This is a genomic window from Acinetobacter junii (genome assembly GCF_018336855.1).
GTDB lineage: Bacteria > Pseudomonadota > Gammaproteobacteria > Pseudomonadales > Moraxellaceae > Acinetobacter > Acinetobacter junii.
Map to the genome: position 1 here is coordinate 3,133,377 of NZ_CP059558.1, position 18,610 is coordinate 3,151,986.

General features: G+C 39.6%; 17 protein-coding genes. 5 read left to right on the forward strand and 12 right to left on the reverse strand.

What is annotated here, in order from left to right; all coding sequences use genetic code 11:
* Nucleotides 1–3: 3 nt before the first annotated feature.
* The 3 genes from nrdR to glnK form a co-directional block, all read right to left on the reverse strand.
* On the reverse strand, nucleotides 4–468 hold the full coding sequence (gene nrdR, locus H2677_RS14515; protein ID WP_004957298.1) for a transcriptional regulator NrdR: 465 nt from the start codon (nucleotides 466–468) through the stop codon (nucleotides 4–6).
* A gap of 170 nt (nucleotides 469–638) precedes the next feature.
* Nucleotides 639–2,051, reverse strand: a complete 1,413-nt coding sequence (locus H2677_RS14520; protein WP_004917056.1) for an ammonium transporter — start codon at nucleotides 2,049–2,051, stop codon at nucleotides 639–641.
* Between the two features lie 67 nt (nucleotides 2,052–2,118).
* Complete coding sequence (gene glnK, locus H2677_RS14525; protein ID WP_000780326.1) at nucleotides 2,119–2,457, reverse strand: P-II family nitrogen regulator; 339 nt, start codon at nucleotides 2,455–2,457, stop codon at nucleotides 2,119–2,121.
* A gap of 275 nt (nucleotides 2,458–2,732) precedes the next feature.
* Between glnK and H2677_RS14530 the strand changes: the two genes are divergently transcribed.
* Complete coding sequence (locus tag H2677_RS14530; RefSeq protein ID WP_004917059.1) at nucleotides 2,733–2,960, forward strand: accessory factor UbiK family protein; 228 nt, start codon at nucleotides 2,733–2,735, stop codon at nucleotides 2,958–2,960.
* A gap of 69 nt (nucleotides 2,961–3,029) precedes the next feature.
* Nucleotides 3,030–4,517 carry a YifB family Mg chelatase-like AAA ATPase gene (locus H2677_RS14535; RefSeq protein ID WP_212638814.1) on the forward strand — a complete coding sequence of 496 codons (1,488 nt, stop codon included), beginning with the start codon at nucleotides 3,030–3,032 and terminating at the stop codon, nucleotides 4,515–4,517.
* Between the two features lie 35 nt (nucleotides 4,518–4,552).
* Here H2677_RS14535 and H2677_RS14540 read toward each other — a convergent pair whose 3' ends face one another.
* Nucleotides 4,553–5,341, reverse strand: a complete 789-nt coding sequence (locus H2677_RS14540) for a TorF family putative porin (RefSeq protein ID WP_004957280.1) — start codon at nucleotides 5,339–5,341, stop codon at nucleotides 4,553–4,555.
* 345 nt (nucleotides 5,342–5,686) lie between these two features.
* Complete coding sequence (locus H2677_RS14545; protein ID WP_004917065.1) at nucleotides 5,687–6,457, reverse strand: TorF family putative porin; 771 nt, start codon at nucleotides 6,455–6,457, stop codon at nucleotides 5,687–5,689.
* A 741-nt stretch (nucleotides 6,458–7,198) separates the two neighbouring features.
* Between H2677_RS14545 and H2677_RS14550 the strand changes: the two genes are divergently transcribed.
* Nucleotides 7,199–8,527, forward strand: a complete 1,329-nt coding sequence (locus H2677_RS14550; protein WP_004957264.1) for an OprD family outer membrane porin — start codon at nucleotides 7,199–7,201, stop codon at nucleotides 8,525–8,527.
* Between the two features lie 104 nt (nucleotides 8,528–8,631).
* Here the strand turns inward: H2677_RS14550 and ppa are convergent, their stop codons facing one another.
* Together ppa and H2677_RS14560 are read right to left on the reverse strand one after the other, a co-directional pair.
* Nucleotides 8,632–9,159, reverse strand: coding sequence for an inorganic diphosphatase (gene ppa, locus H2677_RS14555; RefSeq protein WP_004917070.1), 528 nt, complete (start codon nucleotides 9,157–9,159; stop codon nucleotides 8,632–8,634).
* A 115-nt stretch (nucleotides 9,160–9,274) separates the two neighbouring features.
* A complete protein-coding gene (locus H2677_RS14560; RefSeq protein WP_005403514.1) occupies nucleotides 9,275–9,673 on the reverse strand; it encodes an MAPEG family protein in 399 nt (132 codons plus the stop codon).
* A gap of 144 nt (nucleotides 9,674–9,817) precedes the next feature.
* On the opposite strand from H2677_RS14560, the gene H2677_RS14565 reads away from it, so the two are divergent.
* Complete coding sequence (locus tag H2677_RS14565; protein ID WP_004957261.1) at nucleotides 9,818–10,210, forward strand: hypothetical protein; 393 nt, start codon at nucleotides 9,818–9,820, stop codon at nucleotides 10,208–10,210.
* Between the two features lie 89 nt (nucleotides 10,211–10,299).
* Here H2677_RS14565 and H2677_RS14570 read toward each other — a convergent pair whose 3' ends face one another.
* From H2677_RS14570 to H2677_RS14590, 5 genes are all read right to left on the reverse strand, one after another.
* A complete protein-coding gene (locus H2677_RS14570; RefSeq protein WP_212638815.1) occupies nucleotides 10,300–11,979 on the reverse strand; it encodes an AMP-binding protein in 1,680 nt (559 codons plus the stop codon).
* 154 nt (nucleotides 11,980–12,133) lie between these two features.
* Complete coding sequence (gene parC, locus H2677_RS14575; protein ID WP_004917083.1) at nucleotides 12,134–14,353, reverse strand: DNA topoisomerase IV subunit A; 2,220 nt, start codon at nucleotides 14,351–14,353, stop codon at nucleotides 12,134–12,136.
* Between the two features lie 414 nt (nucleotides 14,354–14,767).
* Nucleotides 14,768–15,412, reverse strand: a complete 645-nt coding sequence (locus tag H2677_RS14580; RefSeq protein ID WP_004957253.1) for a trimeric intracellular cation channel family protein — start codon at nucleotides 15,410–15,412, stop codon at nucleotides 14,768–14,770.
* A 52-nt stretch (nucleotides 15,413–15,464) separates the two neighbouring features.
* Complete coding sequence (locus tag H2677_RS14585; protein ID WP_125297270.1) at nucleotides 15,465–15,947, reverse strand: YchJ family protein; 483 nt, start codon at nucleotides 15,945–15,947, stop codon at nucleotides 15,465–15,467.
* A gap of 98 nt (nucleotides 15,948–16,045) precedes the next feature.
* Nucleotides 16,046–17,620, reverse strand: a complete 1,575-nt coding sequence (locus H2677_RS14590) for a TerC family protein (RefSeq protein ID WP_004917094.1) — start codon at nucleotides 17,618–17,620, stop codon at nucleotides 16,046–16,048.
* Nucleotides 17,621–17,947: 327 nt separating this feature from the next.
* Here H2677_RS14590 and H2677_RS14595 point away from each other — a divergent pair, with 327 nt between their 5' ends.
* The gene (locus H2677_RS14595; RefSeq protein ID WP_004917099.1) at nucleotides 17,948–18,568 is read left to right on the forward strand and encodes an LOG family protein; all 621 of its coding nucleotides are present in this window, start codon (nucleotides 17,948–17,950) and stop codon (nucleotides 18,566–18,568) included.
* Nucleotides 18,569–18,610 lie beyond the last annotated feature (42 nt).

Here is an 18,610-nt window from a genome sequence, read left to right on the forward strand (position 1 = left end):
AACTTAAGCTTCGTTTTCACGTTGTTGCATTTGCTCGATTTGACGACGAAATGCCTCTACATCTTGGAAATCTTGGTATACAGAAGCGAAACGAACATACGCCACATGATCCAATGCAAACAAAGCCTGCATGACAATTTCGCCAATGGTTCTAGATTTGACATCACGTTCACCGAGACGACGAATTTGGGATTGAATGTCGCTCAGCACTGTCTCAATTTGCTCTTGGGTCACAGGCCGCTTCTGCAAAGCGTGCATCAGAGAGCGGCGGAGTTTTGCTTCATCAAAAGGCTCACTTTTCGCATCTGATTTAATAACCCGCGGCATTACCATTTCATAACTTTCGAAAGTTGTAAAACGCTCACCACACACCACGCATTCACGACGGCGACGAATCTGACTACCCTCGGCAGCCAAACGGGAATCGATAACTTTACTATCAGCGGCGTTACAAAATGGACAATGCATAGTTGTGCAATTAGTTATTCACGTCAACCAAGTGTATCAAAGTTTCAGCTATAGCTAAACAGAGAGCCACAATAGCCCATCAGTACAACCAAAAGTATATAAATGCTTCTTCATTGACATAAAAAAAACAGCCCTTACGGGCTGCTTTTTATCGATATTCGAAAGATCAATTATTCGATACGTTCGCCATGTTGGCTAAGGTCAAGACCCATACGCTCATCATCAGCGCTTACACGGATACCAATCACAAGATCAATCACTTTAAGGATAATGAAAGTCACAACACCACTATATACGATTGTTGCTAATACACCTTCAATTTGAACCCAAAGTTGGCCAGCGAATGTCGGAGCAAGTACAACACCAGCAGCTTTAATGATTTCATCACTGTAGAAGATACCTGTCAGTACTGCACCTACGATACCACCAACAGCGTGTAAACCGAATGCATCCAAAGCATCATCAGCTTTAAGTAAGCGTTTCAGTGCAGTAATACCCCAGAAACATACTACGCCACCGATCAGACCCATGATCAATGCACCACCTACACCCACGAAACCAGCAGCAGGAGTGATTACAACAAGACCAGCCACCGCACCAGATGCACCACCAAGAACAGAAGCTTTACCACGGATTAGACGTTCTACAAGTAACCAAGAGAATGCAGCAGCGGCAGCAGCAACTTGAGTTACCAAGATTGCCATACTTGCACGAGCACCCGCACCTAATGCGCTACCACCATTGAAACCGAACCAACCTACCCAAATCAAGCTCGCGCCGATTACAGTTAAAGTAAGGTTATGTGGCGCCATAGATTCACGGCCAAGACCTGTACGTTTACCTAACATGTATGCAGCGACTAGACCAGCAACACCCGCGTTGATATGTACAACAGTACCACCAGCAAAGTCTAAAGCACCTGCTTTGAATAACCAACCGTCTGCGGCCCAAACCCAGTGAGTAATTGGAGCGTAAACAAGGATTACCCAGATTGCGATGAATGCCATGAACGCAGAATATTTCATACGATCAGCAATAGAACCACTGATAATTGCCACAGTGATGATCGCAAACGTCATTTGGAAAATTACAAATAAGCTTTCAGGAATCGTTCCACTCAGCGCATCAAAAGCAACGCCATTTAACATCGCCTTCGCCAAGTCACCAACATAGGCACCTGAACCAGAGAATGCGAGAGAATAACCAACAATCACCCAAATCAAGCTCACAAGAATTGCAGCTGAAAGGCTGAACATCATGGTACTGAGTACGTTTTTCTTACGAACCATACCACCATAAAACAGCGCTAAACCTGGAATAGTCATTAACAGAACAAGTGCTGTTGAAACAAGGATCCAAGCGGTATCACCTGTATCTGCTGTTGGTGTCTCTTCAGGTGCTGGAGCAGCCTCTGCAGGAGCGGTAGTTTCAGCAACAACAGTCGTTACTGTTTCAGCGACGGTATCAGATGCTGCTACAGTTTGTTCTGTTGCTGGTGTTGAAGCAGCTTCTTCTGCCCAAACAACAGCCGAACCACCTAAGAGTGCGCCAGATAGACTGAGCGCCATAAGCATTTTTTTCATTCGTGTCCCCCAACCTTATTTTGTGAGCTATTTCTCTTATTTCTAACTCAGCAAACTTTATGCCAATTTAGACAGCATCTGGCCCTGTTTCACCAGTACGAATACGGATGACTTGTTCTAAATTCGTAACAAAGATTTTTCCGTCACCAATTTTTCCAGTGCTTGCGACACGAGTGATTGATTCGATTACGGCATCAACCATTTCATCGCTAATCGCAATTTCAATCTTCACTTTTGGTAAAAAATCAACCACATACTCTGCACCACGGTACAATTCTGTGTGACCTTTTTGACGCCCGAAACCTTTGACTTCAGTTACGGTAATCCCTTGAACACCAATATCAGAGAGCGCTTCACGCACGTCGTCTAATTTGAATGGTTTTACAATTGCAGTTACAAGCTTCATGTTTGTTTTCCTTCGGCTTATTTTCACCAGTAAGGTTTTATGTTCAATTTTCATGCCAATATTTAAAGGTTGGGGATTTTTAAATATCAGGCACAAGCTTTCTTTATAACCTATTTAGCCTTGAAGATGTAGATATTCAATCGAAAATAAGTTTCATTTGCCTACGTTTAGCTAAAACAAGTCTCCAGTCATCCAACGTTCAACAACAAGTCTAGAGGATTCAGACAAGCAGTGTTACACTGAGCAGCAAATATACATAACTCATTGAGCTCATTATGATTGAAACTCTTTTACAAGCGATTTTGCAGCAAATTGATCAACCTAAAAAAGATTTAGAAAAGAACCTCCGCGCATTATTAAATGAAAGCATCGAGAAGCTCGATCTTGTTTCCAAACAAGAACTAGATCGTCAAAGAACTGCCCTCAATTTAGCCAACCAACGTCTTACTGAGTTACAACAACAGATGAAAGCTCTTGAAGAAATGGTGCAGAACAAAAAATAAGCACCTTTTCAGTGCAATTTGCACATTTAAATGATTAAAAATAAAGCACCACAATGGAACAATAATAAAATGTCTTTTGCAAAAATTTATACAAGGGGATTGTTGGGGCTACACGCCCCTCAAATCGAGGTCGAAGTGCATATTAGTTCTGGCCTACCATCTTTAACCATCGTGGGTTTACCTGAAGCAGCCGTCCGAGAAAGTAAAGATCGCGTTCGATCTGCAATAATTAATAGTGGTTTTCTTTTCCCAACCAAACGCTTAACCATCAATTTAGCACCTGCAGACTTGCCCAAAGATGGGTCACGACTTGACCTGCCAATTGCATTGGGGATTTTAATCGCTTCAGGTCAGCTTCCTGAAAATTGTACGGAAGGATTTGAATTTATTGGTGAACTTGCTTTGGATGGTCATTTACGTCCAACTTCAGGGGCATTAACTATTGCTATGGCTTGTCAGCAAGCTAAGCATCATTTAGTTCTTCCTGAATCAAATGTGGACGAGGTAAATCAACTAGAAGACTTTCAAGTTTATCCTGCCAAACATTTACAAGATGTATGTGCACATTTTTCGGGCAGTAGCCAAATAAAAGCCGCACCACAACGATCTATTTCATCATTATCACAATATCAATACGATCTTGCTGATGTTAAAGGTCAACTCCGTCCTCGCCGCGCATTAGAAATTGCGGCTGCAGGAGGTCATTCATTACTCTTTAAGGGACCACCTGGCACTGGAAAAACATTACTTGCATCTCGACTGCCTTCAATTTTACCCCCTTTGAATGCTCAAGAAAATTTAGAGGTTGCTAGTATCTATTCCGTAGCAAATGCTCAACATCATTTCGGTCAACGCCCTTTTCGTGCACCTCACCATACAGCATCTGCGATCGCTTTGGTTGGTGGAGGCTCTCAACCAAAACCTGGAGAAATTACGCTTGCTCATCGCGGCGTTTTGTTTTTAGATGAATTACCTGAATTCGACCGCAAAGTGCTTGAAGTTCTGCGCCAACCTTTAGAGTCTAAAGAAATCGTAATTTCTCGCGCGGCGAGACAAATGACCTTCCCTGCAAATTTTCAGTTTATCGCTGCAATGAATCCATGCCCTTGTGGATATGCATTTAATCAAGATAGTCGTTGTCAGTGTTCGCCTGAAAGTATTCAACGTTATCAAAATCGAATTTCAGGTCCACTTTTGGATCGAATTGATCTGCATATCGATGTTCCACCCTTGCAAGCTCAAGAGCTACAAGACCCAAAACCCTCAGAAAACTCTGAAACTGTTCGTCATCGAGTGATAAAAGCATATCAACAACAGATCAAAAGACAGCAATGCTTAAACCAAGCGCTTTCACCCCAACTTTTGGATCAACATGCTCGTTTAGACGAGGGATCTGCAAAAATTATTGAAATGGCACAACAAAGATTAAATCTATCGGCCCGTGCTTATCATCGGGTACTTCGCGTTGCAAGAACGATTGCTGACTTAGCTGAGAGTGACATAATATCTAGCTCACATTTAACAGAAGCCTTGTCTTATCGAGGTAGCAATAGCTAAAAAGCGACCTAATGGTCGCTTTTTTCTCAAATCAGTTAGAACGCATAACCTAAAGCTAAAACAACTTTGTTTTTCTGTTTAGTTTCATCACGTGTATAACCGCCAAAAATGTAATCTAGACTCCACGTTGCGCCAGTTTCACCCAAAGGATGCGATAAACCTAGTGTAGCGTGTCGGAATGCAAAATCTGTTTTAGTGACATCACCTGGTTTGGCTTGATAAGCCAAGTACTCATCATCATCACCATAATAATAAGCCGCAACTTGTGCTTTACCTGTAAATCCGCCAGCTAATTTAGGTGCATAAGTTGCCAAGAAATAGGTGTCACCTTTATTACCAAAAGTCACATTATTTAATAATGTCTGAGCAGTAATATTAAAGTCTTTGTAGCTCAGCCCGACAATTGTTTCATAACCCGTTGATTCCCAGCCTGGATAGTAATAATAAACAGTCCCACCAATTTGATAGCCCAAATCTTCTGTGATTTTTCCTTTGTATCCTGCATACAAATCATTTTCAAATGACTTCTTTTCTTCCTTCACGTCTGTAGGTGAGGTATTAAAATCTGCATAAGCAGCTGTCAATGTTGAAAACCAATAACCCAAATAAAAACCACTATCATGTGCATAATCAAGTCCACCTTGCACCGCAGGTGTATCACTTTCAGGTGAGTTGGTCATACCACGCAAGTTATAACTGGACACAACATTGATATTGCCTGTGATCGTACCTGGAAATGGAAGTTTTTTTTCTTCTGCCATAGTGAGTGTCGAAGCGAATGTAGCGACCCCTAAAGCAACAGCTTGAACTGCAAACTTCATCATATTGATTGCCCCTTTTTATTTACATTTGAATGATTTAGGTCTTAAAGTGAATCAATAGATATTTTGCAAATGCCATGCCATTATTAATAACAATACAAAATTTAATAAATTATTATAAAACAATTATTTAGATAAAAATCAGCATGATTGTTTTTTAGAATAATTAAGTTGCAAAATTAATGATCGAATACCTAACCAAACTGGAGCAAAAAGCGTTCATTCTGGCGCAGTGATGCACGTAATACTTAACTCAATTTCAAACAATCAAATTGATTAAAAATAAAATGACTAAAGATAAAAAAGCCAGCAAATTGCTGGCTTTCAAAGCATCAATCAATTACATGATTAGAATGTTTTGTTTAATGTAAATACTGCACCTGTTTCAACACCACGTTTATATGGTTGCGCATTTGCATCAATGTTTGTTCCTACAGCAGCTAGTTCAGCTGATAAACCAGGTACTGATTTCACGCTATAAGTTACACCAACTTTCCAATCAACATAGTTATCGTCTTCACTACCGTTGTCACTAAAGTCGTAATCATCAGCTTTAGTATAACCAACGCTAGCTACACCACCAAAACCAGTGTCAGCGAAAGGCACAGTATAAGTTGCATTTAAATACCACGCATCTTCTTCTAAACCAAAGAAGTCGTTGGTGTAGTTAACAGCAGCTAAAAGACTGTCACCAGAAGCAATAACACTGCTGAATCCTAATTTAGCGTATAATTCAAGCCAGTTAAAATCTGAAGCACTTGGATAACCGTAATACCATAAACCAACATCTAATTTTGGCTTACCAGCAAATGGTAATTCAGTTGCATAACCTACATATGGGTCTAACTCCAAATGCGGATCAGCAGAACCAAAATTTACATTTGAACCCCATACCCCTGCATACAAACCAGAAGAATGAGATAAAGCAAAACCACCTTGTAATGCTGGATCACTTTGAGTTTGTGTCATACCGCGATAACGGTAGTCTGTAGTTAAAGCAGCATTACCAGAAAAGCTAAGGCCATACTGAGATAAAGTATTTGTTTCTTCGGCCATAGCAAAAGTCGAAGTCACAGCAAAAATACTCAACGCGATCGCTTTACATGCAAATTTCATCATATTGATCTCCCCCATGATGGATATTCGACTGATTTATGTTTTAAGTTGCATCATTTTGTAATTAGCAATTGCTGTGCCAACTTTTAGAAATGCTTGCTAAATCTAGCTTCTGTTCAATAAGAGTGCTATCGACGCCATTTGGCTGTGCTGAAATATTATTTTTTCTTTAATAAGGTTCATTTTTCTGAACTATTAAGAAGCACTGCCATTGTTGCGCCTAAAAAATGCACAAAAATAATGCAATTCAATTTAATAAAAAGTGCTGTTCTCCTTAAATAACAATCAAATATGTTGATATAGCCTGAATCGCCCCCTAAAAGTGCACAGATAAAACTTAAATCTGCCTGAAAATAATGGTGCGTTTTTGTACAGCAAAAAATGTCATTCGTCGGGATGTAATTTTTTGCAAATCAGTCGAATAGCTTTTGATCAAAGAAAAAATAAATCATTAAAATAAAAGAGAAAAAATAGAAACAAATCACGTATTTTTAATGCATTTAGCTAAAAAATAATCAATATATTTTATGATTAAAATAAAACAATATATTAATAAAAATCAATATATTAATTTAAATATGATTTAATTTTAAACGATAATTAAATCATAAAATGTTAGCTGAATTTTGTGTAAAAATGATTAAAATAATTTAATAAAAATCTATCTTTTTTATGTATAACTTATACAATTGGTCAAAATTTCGATTTTGATCGAAATTGATTTTATTTATTATGAGGCTACCTATGCCAAAGGCAAAGAAACTTACATTGGCGGTTTTGATTAATGCCGCATTGATCTCCTCAACATATGCAAGCGAACAAAGCGAAGCAAAAGGATTTGTTGAAGATGCCAACGGAACAGTTCTGTTCCGCACTGGTTACTTAACGCGTGACAAGAAAAATGGTGTCGAAGACACTAGCTCATATGCACAGACGGCGATGGTAAAACTAGACTCTGGTTTTACTAAAGGCTTCGTTGGCTTTGGCGCTGGTATTATCGGCGATGCTTCATTCAAACTTGGCTCAAACAATAATGCTGGCAACGGCATGATTCCAAAACACCCAGATGGTTCAGCATATGACCATTGGGCTCGTGGTGGTGGTTTTGTTAAAGCACGTGTATCAAATACAACCGTAACTTATGGTACTCAAGTCCTAGATTTACCAGTACTTGCAAGTAATACAGCTCGTCTAGTTCCTGAATATTTTGAAGGTGTTTTAGCAAACAGCCGTGAAATTGAAGGTTTAGAAGTTACTGTTGGTAAATTCACTAAAAACCAATACTCTGACCAAATTAACTCTGACGGTAACCAATTAGACCGCGCAGTTGTTTGGGGTGCAAAATACAAAGTAAATGATCAATTGAATACATCGTATTACGGTACAGATATTCAAGATCGTTTAGAGCGTCACTATGTAAATGCGAACTACAAACAAGCATTAGCAAACAATAGCTCTTTGACGTATGACTTCAGTGGTTACCACACTGATTGGGATCGTCAAGCAAATGACAGCTTGTACTCTTACATTGGTTCAGCTGATGACAAATACCAAAACTCAATTTGGGCTTTGTCTGCGACCTATAACACTGGTCCTCATACGTTGATGCTTGCTTACCAACAAAACAGTGGTAATGCTGGTTATGACTACGGTCTAGGTAAAGGTGTAGGTGATGGCCATCAAACCATTTATATGCCGAACTCATACCTGTCTGACTTTATTGGAAATGATGAAAAATCAGCTCAGCTTCAATACAACATTGACTTAGGCGCTTATGGCGTTCCAGGTTTAAGTTGGACAACTGCATTTGTTTATGGCTGGGATATTGATACCAATACAGCTGTAACCAACGCGAATGGTGATTTGATTGGTCGTACACGTACAGCTGATAATGCAACTGAACGTGAATTCTTCAACCAAGTAAAATACACAGTTCAATCTGGTTTTGCTAAAGATGCAAGCTTACGCTTACGTCACTCATACTACCGTGCAAGCAGCGAATATCAAGCTGGTTACATCGGTGATACGAATGAATGGCGTATCTGGCTTGATATCCCTGTGAAATTATTCTAATTCACAGTCGATTGATCAAGTTAAAAAAAACCTCCATTCATTGAATGGAGGTTTTTTATATCCCCTACATTTGCATGCAAACGTTGAGGATGTATTAAAAACTATTATTTTTTAGCAGCTTCGATCGCTTTAAGCACTTCAGCCTTAGCAACATCTGCACCTTCCCAACCGCTAATTTTCACCCATTTGCCTGGCTCTAAATCTTTGTAATGTGCAAAGAAATGCTCAACTTGGCTAATCAATAATGGCGGAAGATCCGTATATTCTTTAACATCTTTATATAGTGGAGATAACTTTTCGTGTGGAACCGCGATAAGTTTCGCATCGATACCACCATCATCTTCCATATTTAATTTACCAACTGGACGGCAACGAATCACAGAACCAGCAGCAACAGGATGTGGAGTTACAACAAGAACGTCTAATGGGTCACCATCTTCAGATAATGTATTTGGCACATAACCGTAGTTCGCAGGGTAGAACATTGCTGTACCCATAAAACGATCTACAAATAACGCATCAGAATCTTTATCGATTTCGTATTTGATAGGTGCTGCATTTGCAGGAATTTCAATGATGACATAAATGTCGTTTGGTGCGTCTTTACCCGCAGGAATATTGCTATAACTCATATCAACACTCGTTTATATTGGTGAACTTAGATGTAAATCCGAGAGATTATAACGTGAATACAATGAAAATGATGCTAGAAAACCATCAGCTAGAGAATTTTCTATTTTATTTACCTTAAGTCATTTTGACAGTAATCACAAAAAGGAGAATCGGACAAAGTAGCGAAAAAAACCAAATGATCGAACGTAAAGTCGCTAAATTCGCTAGATAACAAATACCGTAAATCACGCGAAAAACGATATAAGCCCAACCTAAAGTCATAATAAATTTCTCAGGTACCACCATATATTCAGCCATTAATATAGCCGCAATAAACAAAGGTAAGCTTTCAAAACTATTTTGCTGTACAGCATTGGCACGTGCGGCCAAACCTGTCGTTTTAGCTAGAAATTCACGCGGATTCTGATTATCTTTTGCTTGAAAACCACCCTTCGATTTTGCAATCAAGGTGAAAACATAGGGCAACAGACACGCGACGATAATAATCAATATAATGCCGCCAATACCTTGCATGCTCACATCCGTCACTTGAAATTCTTTTGATCATGCTATCATAACCTAAAATTTATTTAATTTTCATTTGTGTATATTCGACAAATCTCTCAAGTTTATATGCCATCCACTTGTAACTCATTTTTAGTTTTCTAGGGTTAGACTATGCAACATCCAGATCAAAAAGAAATGTTTGAAGTACTTGCACAGCAACGACAACATCAAGTCCTCGTAGATCGTGTATTGAAAGTCGTGCTGCCAATCATGGCATTTTTGCTTAGCGTAATTTGTGCAAACTTGAACTGGCAATCAACTCTAGGTACCTTTGTTATACTGACGATTGCCTTCTACGCTGTCGGGATTAAGCGTTTAACGCTTTGGCATTGGTTGAGTATTATTGTTGCTTACGCCGTAGCAGATAATTACTTTAGTTTTAATGGGATTGATCCTACTCGTCTACGTTTCCAACTTGCCACAATGGTTGTATTTGTCGGGATTGTCGGCATCGGTCGACCGTATATTGATCGCTGGTTAATGAAGTCGAATAACGCTAAATAAACCCAAATAAAAAACGCCGCGATTGCGGCGTTTTTCTAGCTCCCCCTTTTTAAGGGTGAGCTGGTTATAGCAGTGTAAAGGTTGGTTTCTTAAGCAGGTTTACGTAAATCTTTACGTAAGATTTTACCTACGTTTGATTTTGGTAAGTCATCCATAAACTCAACATAACGAGGGCATTTGTAACCTGTTAAGTTTTGTTTTGCATAAGCCAAGATTTCTTCAGTCGTTAATGACTGATCTTTTTTCACGATGAATAGTTTTGGCACTTCACCTGATTTTTCATCAGGTACACCAATCGCAGCAACTTCCAACACTTTAGGATGTTTTGCAATCACTTCTTCGATTTCACTTGGATAAACGTTAAAGCCTGAAACCAAGATCATGTCTTTCTTACGGTCTACAATCTTGAAGTAACCACGTGTATCCATGATACCGACGTCACCAGTACGGAAGAAACCATCTTTGGTCATCACTTTTTCAGTTTCGTCAGGACGGTTCCAATAACCTTTCATGACTTGAGGACCACGGATTGAAATCTCACCCTGTTCGCCTTGTGCCACTTCATTACCATCATCATCAAGCAATACAACTTCTGTTAATGGCAATGGAATACCGATTGTGCCACTAAACTCAGTTGTTGCTGGTGGGTTCGCAGTTGCAACTGGTGAAGTTTCAGATAAACCATAACCTTCGATAATGATCGTACCTGTTACTTTCTTCCAAGCAGCAGCAGTTGAAGGCAATACAGCCATACCACCACCCATTGCCATCTTAAGATTGCTATGGTCAAGTTGTTTAAACTCTTCATTGTTCACTAAAGCATTAAATAATGTATTTACTGCTGGGAAGAATGAAGGTTTGTATTTGCGTAATTCACCAACAACAGCTGGTAAGTCACGTGGGTTAGGAATCAAGATATTCGCTTGACCTTTGTACATACCGTAAAGTGCACACACCATGAATGCAAAGATGTGATAAAGCGGTAAAGCACATACGATACGGTCATTTTTAGCACCATCACCCGTACCGAATTTACTTGAGAAAATTGCATCTGACTGTAATAAGTTAGATACAAGGTTGCGATGTGTTAATTCAGCGCCTTTTGAAACACCCGTAGTACCACCAGTGTATTGAAGTACTGCTGTATCGCTTAATGTTAAGCTTGGGCGTTTATAGTTACTTGGGCTTACTTTGTTTAATGCTGTATTAAACTTCACGTGACCTGGAATGTTCCAAGCAGGAATTTGCTTACGCACTTTACGCAAAACAAAGTTAACGATCGTACCTTTTAAGGTCCCCAACATATCGCCAACTGAAGCTACCACAACATGCTTCACAGGTGTTTTACCAATAATGCTTTGGTATACGCTTGCGAAGTTTTCAATAATTACAAGAGCTTCCGCACCTGAGTCATTTAATTGATGCTCAAGTTCACGCGCTGTATAAAGCGGGTTAACGTTTACCAATACCAAGCCTGCACGGAATACACCTAAGGCAACCACTGGGTATTGAAATACGTTTGGCATCATCACCGCAACACGCGATCCTTTTGCCAAACCAAGGCTTTGTAAATATGTAGCAAATTTACGACTAGCGACTTCTAATTCATTGAACGTTAAAACTTTATCCATGAAGATAAAGGCATCACGTGAACCAAATTTTTGGAAATTGCGTTCAAAAATATCAACAAGTGAGGTGTTTTCAGCAGGCAGTGCAACTGTTTCTGGAATTCCTGTCTTTTGGTATTCAGCAAACCAAATCTTTTCCATAATGCCATTATCTCCGAGTGTAATCCTTAAAATGTAACAACGTTACTTTCCATGGCAAAACATTTTTTTTAACTTTTTGAATTGCCTTGTCAATCTATTCACACAAGATGAATATATTTCATATATAACGTATTTGTGTCGCAGAATACTAGCCTTATCTCTGAATGAGGAGTCTATTTGCTTTTTGATATCCCCGTGGTAAAAGTTGCCCCTTTGTTGCTCTTTTTCCTATATATTTTTGGAGATCATCCCCTTTCAGTTTTAGATGTTGTTGTCCTGCAGCGACTTGGATTATTTCATCTAAATTCAAGGTTGTCATGGATAAAATTTGCTCTTTTTCATCAAGTTGTATCAACTTGTTACCTTTACCTTTATTCAGCACAGGTAACTCAGTCAAATCAACGATAAGTAACCTACCCGCAGAACTTAAGATTGCAACATGTGTCGCTTGCTGAATTGGCAACAATGGTAATGCCGTCGCTTTATCTGCCACAGTCAAGAAGGATTTACCTGCCTTAGCATTGGTATCAAGTTGAGCTGCTTGTGTTTTGAAGCCGTAACCATTTGAACTCACGGCAAGCAATTCACTCGCATCATCTTCAATAAAGACTTGAATAAATGACACACCGCTGGCTGGTGCAAGTTTAGAACTTAAAGGCTCACCCAATCCACGTGCCGATGGCAAACTACTGATCGGTAAAGCATAGCTTCGACCTGTTTCATCCAAGAAATAAACCCGCTGATTGGTCTTTCCAACTGCATGGCTGAGATATTGATCACCAGCACGATAGTTTAAATTCGCAGCATCGACATCACCGCCTTTGGCAGCTCTCACCCAACCTGCTTCGGATAAAACAACCGTCACCGTTTCCGCAGGCATTAAGTCCTGTTCTTTAATTTGTACAGCATCAGCACGAGTAACGATAGGTGAACGGCGATCATCACCGAACTTTTTAGCATCTTCTTTTAATTCATTAATGATTAAATTCTTCAATGATTCTGGATTTGCCAATTGCTCACGAATAATCGCAGCTTTCGCTTCTAACTCTTCCTGCTCACGACGAATTTCCATTTCTTCAAGCTTGGCGAGGTGACGAAGCTTTAACTCTAAAATCGCTTCCGCTTGAATGTCATCAATCCCAAAGTGCTGCATCAACACTGGTTTGGGTTGATCTTCCTCACGAATAATTCGAATCACAGTATCAATATCGAGATAAGCAATTAAAAGACCTGCCAAGATATGCAGTCGTTTTTCGATTTTATTTAAATGGTATTGCAGACGACGTGTCACCGTTTGCTTACGAATTTCAATCCATTCCAATAAAATACGGCGAATCGATTTAACTTGCGGACGACCATCCGCGCCAATCATGTTCAGATTGACGCGATAGCTAGATTCCAAATCTGTCGTAGCAAATAAGTGACTCATTACCGTTTCGGCATCGACACGGTTAGAGCGCAGTACAATCACCAAACGTGTTGGGTTTTGATGATCTGATTCATCTCGTACATCACTGACCAGAGGCAATTTCTTAGCGATCATTTGATCAGCGATTTGAGTAATCACTTTTGAACCTGAAACTTGATACGGTAGTTCAGTGATTACGATTTCATTTTTATCAATGGTATATACCGCACGCATGCGATAACTACCACGACCTGTGGTTTGAATTTTTAATAATTCTTCAGGCGGGGTAATAATTTCTGCTTTAGTCGGTAAATCTGGTGCAGGGATGTATTCTGCTAATTTTTCATCTGTGGTTTCAGGATTGCGAATCAGTGCAATCGTACCTTTTACCACTTCACGTAAGTTATGAGGTGGAATATCTGTCGCCATCCCCACCGCAATTCCTGTGGTGCCATTCAGCAAAATATTGGGAATACGTGCAGGTAACGTGATTGGTTCTTTCATCGAACCATCAAAGTTATCTTGCCATTCGCTGGTGCCCTGTCCTAGTTCACTCAGCAATAATTCACTATAAGCGGACAGTTTAGCTTCGGTATATCGCATCGCAGCGAAGGATTTAGGATCGTCTGGTGAACCCCAGTTGCCTTGACCTTCGATCAATGGGTAACGATAACTGAACGGCTGAGCCATCAATACCATGGCTTCATAACATGCTGAGTCACCATGTGGATGGTATTTACCCAGTACATCACCGACAGTACGTGCAGATTTCTTTGGCTTACCTGTTGATTTTAAACCTAACTCACTCATCGCATATACGATACGGCGCTGTACAGGTTTTAAACCATCACTGATATGTGGCAATGCACGATCCATGATCACGTACATGGCATAGTTTAAATAAGCTTGTTCTGTGAATTCAGCTACGGAACGGTTTTCGGTTGCATGATGTGCAAGGCTGGTCATTTCAGCAAGTCATCCAAAATCATTGTTATCGTCAATGCTTTGTATGCTATGTGGATGAAAGCGTTGTGACAAGCCCTTGTTGTTGTTTAAACGTCAAATGCTGTCTTACAAGAGATGTTATTTCTTAAATACAATCTGAAAAATTATGAGACAAATAAACATAATATTCGGAATAAGATAATTCAGTTGATCTTGTTGAGTATTTCTTAGTAATTTGAACAATCCGATAGTCACTCCGAATAAAAGGAGATCATGCAGAATATTTAAAACATCTAACTGAGACTTATACTGTGCCAGAAAATATACAATCACCAAGATAAGAAAAAGCTTGTTACTTTTATAAAAATCTTTCTTATCAAACTTGATATCATTCATTTTAATTTATCTCAAAGCATCGCATATACAGCTAGTCAATCAATGCTCATCCGTAGACGAAGCTGATTCCGCATCATCTTCTTTATAAATAAATTTCGGCATTTCTAAGCCAAAATAAATCGCGATCAGACGTAAAGTGAAACCAAAAACCAAAGTGAAAATAACGGTCAAATCATGTGGCAAACCGACCTCTAAGCAGACCCAATAACAGATCACAGCAACAAAGGAAATACTGGCATATAGCTCACGGCGGAACACTAAAGGCACGTCATTACACAGAATATCACGCAGAATACCACCTGATACTCCTGTCAAAACTCCTGCAACGGCTGAGACGACAAAACCGTGCCCCATCGACAACGCAATTTGGCAACCAATAATGGTAAAACCAATTAAACCTAAAGCATCAAGTACCAAGAAGATATTGCGTAAATGCTTCATCCATTTGGCAATAATAATCGTGACAAATGCAGCACAACACGTCAGTACCAAATACTCAGGATGCTTCACCCAAGTTAAAGGATAATGCCCTAACAACACATCTCGAACTGAACCACCACCCAAAGCTGTCACACAGGCAATCAGTGTCACACCGAACCAGTCCATACTACGACGTCCCGCTGACAGAGCTCCTGTCATTGCTTCCGCAGTAATGGCAATAATGTAAATAACGGTGAGCAACATCTGCCTACATCCTTCAATCAGGCATAAAAGTGTGCGCTATTTTAAGACAAACTTAGATGAATTGTGCACAACATTGTTTAAATTTTTTCCCCGAACCACAAATACACGGTTGTTTCATGGTGACTTGCATATTCAAGGTTGGATCAAGAAAATACCAACGCTGCTGATGTAAAACAAAATGTGAAATTTCATGATGTATATGCTGCTGTTTTGCATCCTGATTTTGATCACAATAATGGGCTTTAAACTCGACTAAGGCATGGGTTTTATCAAGTTTAGGCTGGTGTTGTAACACTTCTAATTTCAACCATTGATTGGACTGACTCCAATCTGCAATTGCCACACGATCAAGCATAGACTGTTGACCTAAAGCAGTCGTCTCAACAATATAATCTATTTTTTGCAAGGCAAATGCACTATAGCGTGAACGCATCAACTGCTCTGCATGTTCAGCAAATTGTTGTTTTAGATGCAAAGGCTGACAACAATTTATGTATAAACCTTGTCCGCAAGGGCAATTCTCTAACACAGTCATTTTTCATTCTCAAAAATAAAAACCCTGAGAAAATCATAATGTGATTGCTCTACATATTAGATTTTGCTCAGGGACTTAAAGCAACTCAACAAATCGAATTACTTTTCAGATGTTTTGTCTTTTGCAATGATGCGCACTTTTTCAATCTTGTGCCCATCCATCGTCACCACCTCAAAGCGATGACCATCGGCTTCGATCATTTCACCATTTTCAGGCAAACGTCCTAAATGGAAAAGAATATAGCCCGACAAAGTTGAATATTCTTCACTTTCATCAACTAAGTCCTTACCGAGTAACAATGACACATGGCGAATATCGGTCGATCCTTCTAACAACATTGAACCGTCTTCTAAGCTTGCTGCCGCAGCTTCGAGTTCATCCTCATCAGGGAACTCACCAGCAATCGCTTCAAGCACATCAATAGGAGTCGCAATACCCTCAATTGAACCATATTCATTGAGTACAATCGCCATTTGCAAAGGTGCTTGACGTAATTGCTCCATCACCATCAACACTTGCGCATTTTCATGAACAATCAAAGGTTCTCTAATATGTTTTGTGAAATCAATTGAGCCTGTTTCAATATATTCATTTAATACTTTATGAGTCAGAACAATACCTTCAATATTATCCAGCTCACCACGCGCAATAATTAAACGTGAGTGGGTCATTGCCATTAAGCGCTGTTTTAACTCTTCAGGATCAGAATCTAAATCTAACCACTCTAACTCTGGACGAGGTGTCATGACCGATTTAACAGGTCGTTCCGACAATCCCAGTACACCTTGTACAAGTACGCTATGGTACACACCATTATCTTCGTCAAAGACTTCTTTGGCATAAGCTTGAGTTGCTAAAACATCTTCCGCTTCTTTGTTTTGACCATCATTTTTGCCGCCCAACATACGCAACACTGCTGAAGCAGTGCGATAGCGCAAGTCAGTCGTTGTCACAAGTTTTTCTTGGTTACGACGCATAGTTTGGTTGACCATTTCAACCAAAACAGAGAATCCGATCGCTGCGTATAAATAGCCTTTCGGAATATGGAAACCAAAGCCTTCAACGACTAAGGAGAAACCAATCATCATCAAGAAACCGAGACACAGAATCACAACGGTTGGGTGTTTGTTGACGAACTCCATCAAAGGACGTGCTGCCAACAACATGATACCAATCGCAATAGTCACCGCGATCATCATCACTGAAAGGTCTTTGACCATACCCACAGCGGTGATCACACTATCAAGTGAGAATACCGCATCAAGTACAACGATCTGTACAACCACCATCCAGAATGCAGCATGTACTGGATTTTCTTCTTTTAAGGTCTGCTTACCTTCAATTCGCTCATGTAATTCCATTGTTCCTTTAAACAATAAGAACACACCACCGAACAACAGAATCAAATCTCGCCCTGAGAAAGGATGATCGAACACATGGAAAAGCGGCTGGGTTAAAGTGACCACCCAAGCGATGGATGCCAACAAAACCAAACGCATTAATAATGCGAGAATTAAACCAATTCTACGAGCAGCAGCACGTTGTTCTGGCGGTAATTTTTCCGCCAAAATCGCAATAAAAACAAGGTTATCAATACCTAATACGATTTCCAATACGACTAGAGTCGCCAAACCAACCCATGCAGAAGGGTCAGACATCCATTCGAAGATCATTGACGAGACTCCTCTGCAAAATTGGCAGCAAGGTATTGGAGTTTAAATTTTAAAAGGCCAGCATTAGCAGCCAAAACATTTTTCTTAGGAAATAAAAACAAAGCGGAGCGACAACAACCACTACTCATAGAGGTACATAAATTAATAAAAGGATTTTCAGTATAGGCAAGATCGTAGTGAAATTCACCTTTTTTATGTGGATGTTTCTTACAAATTCTTTCTAAGTATTGCCAAAAGAGATTGTATGTAAAATGTGCATAAAACTGTCATAAAAGTGATTTAGCCTAGACAACTACGATGAAAATGATAAGGTGAAAAATAAACGAAATGAATAGTGTACTAAGAATGACTGAGAAAAGAACAACACCTCTCCCAAAAACAACTCAAGCTTTAATTGCGCTATATTGTGGTTCACGTACCGGTAATAAACCAATCTACCGCGATAAAGCGATTGAACTCGCACAGCATGTCGCTGATCAAGGCTTTGGCATCGTATATGGCGGTGCCAGTATTGGTCTAATGGGACAAGTCGCAGATACAGTTTTAGAACATGGTGGCGAAGTCGTTGGCGTAATTCCTGAGTTTATGCTGGATTATGAAATTGCTCATAGTAAACTCACCGAGTTACACGTCGTAGAGACCATGCATGAACGTAAAGCGTTAATGGCTGAGCGTGCTAGTGCCTTTATTGCTCTGCCAGGTGGCTTGGGAACTTTTGAAGAAATTCTAGAAATTGCGACTTGGGGACAACTCAATCAGCATCAAAAACCAATGATTATTTATAACGTCAATCGTTTCTATGATGCACTGATTGCTCAACTTGATTATGCAGTAGAAGAAGGATTTCTTCCCCCTCAACATCGTGCCAAAGTGATTATTTGTGAAACCACTGAACAAATTTCCAATGTAATTAAAAATTTGGATGCACCGACCCATATTGAAGTTTGATGTATTTTGATCAAAAAAGCGGATCTATTGATCCGCTTTTTT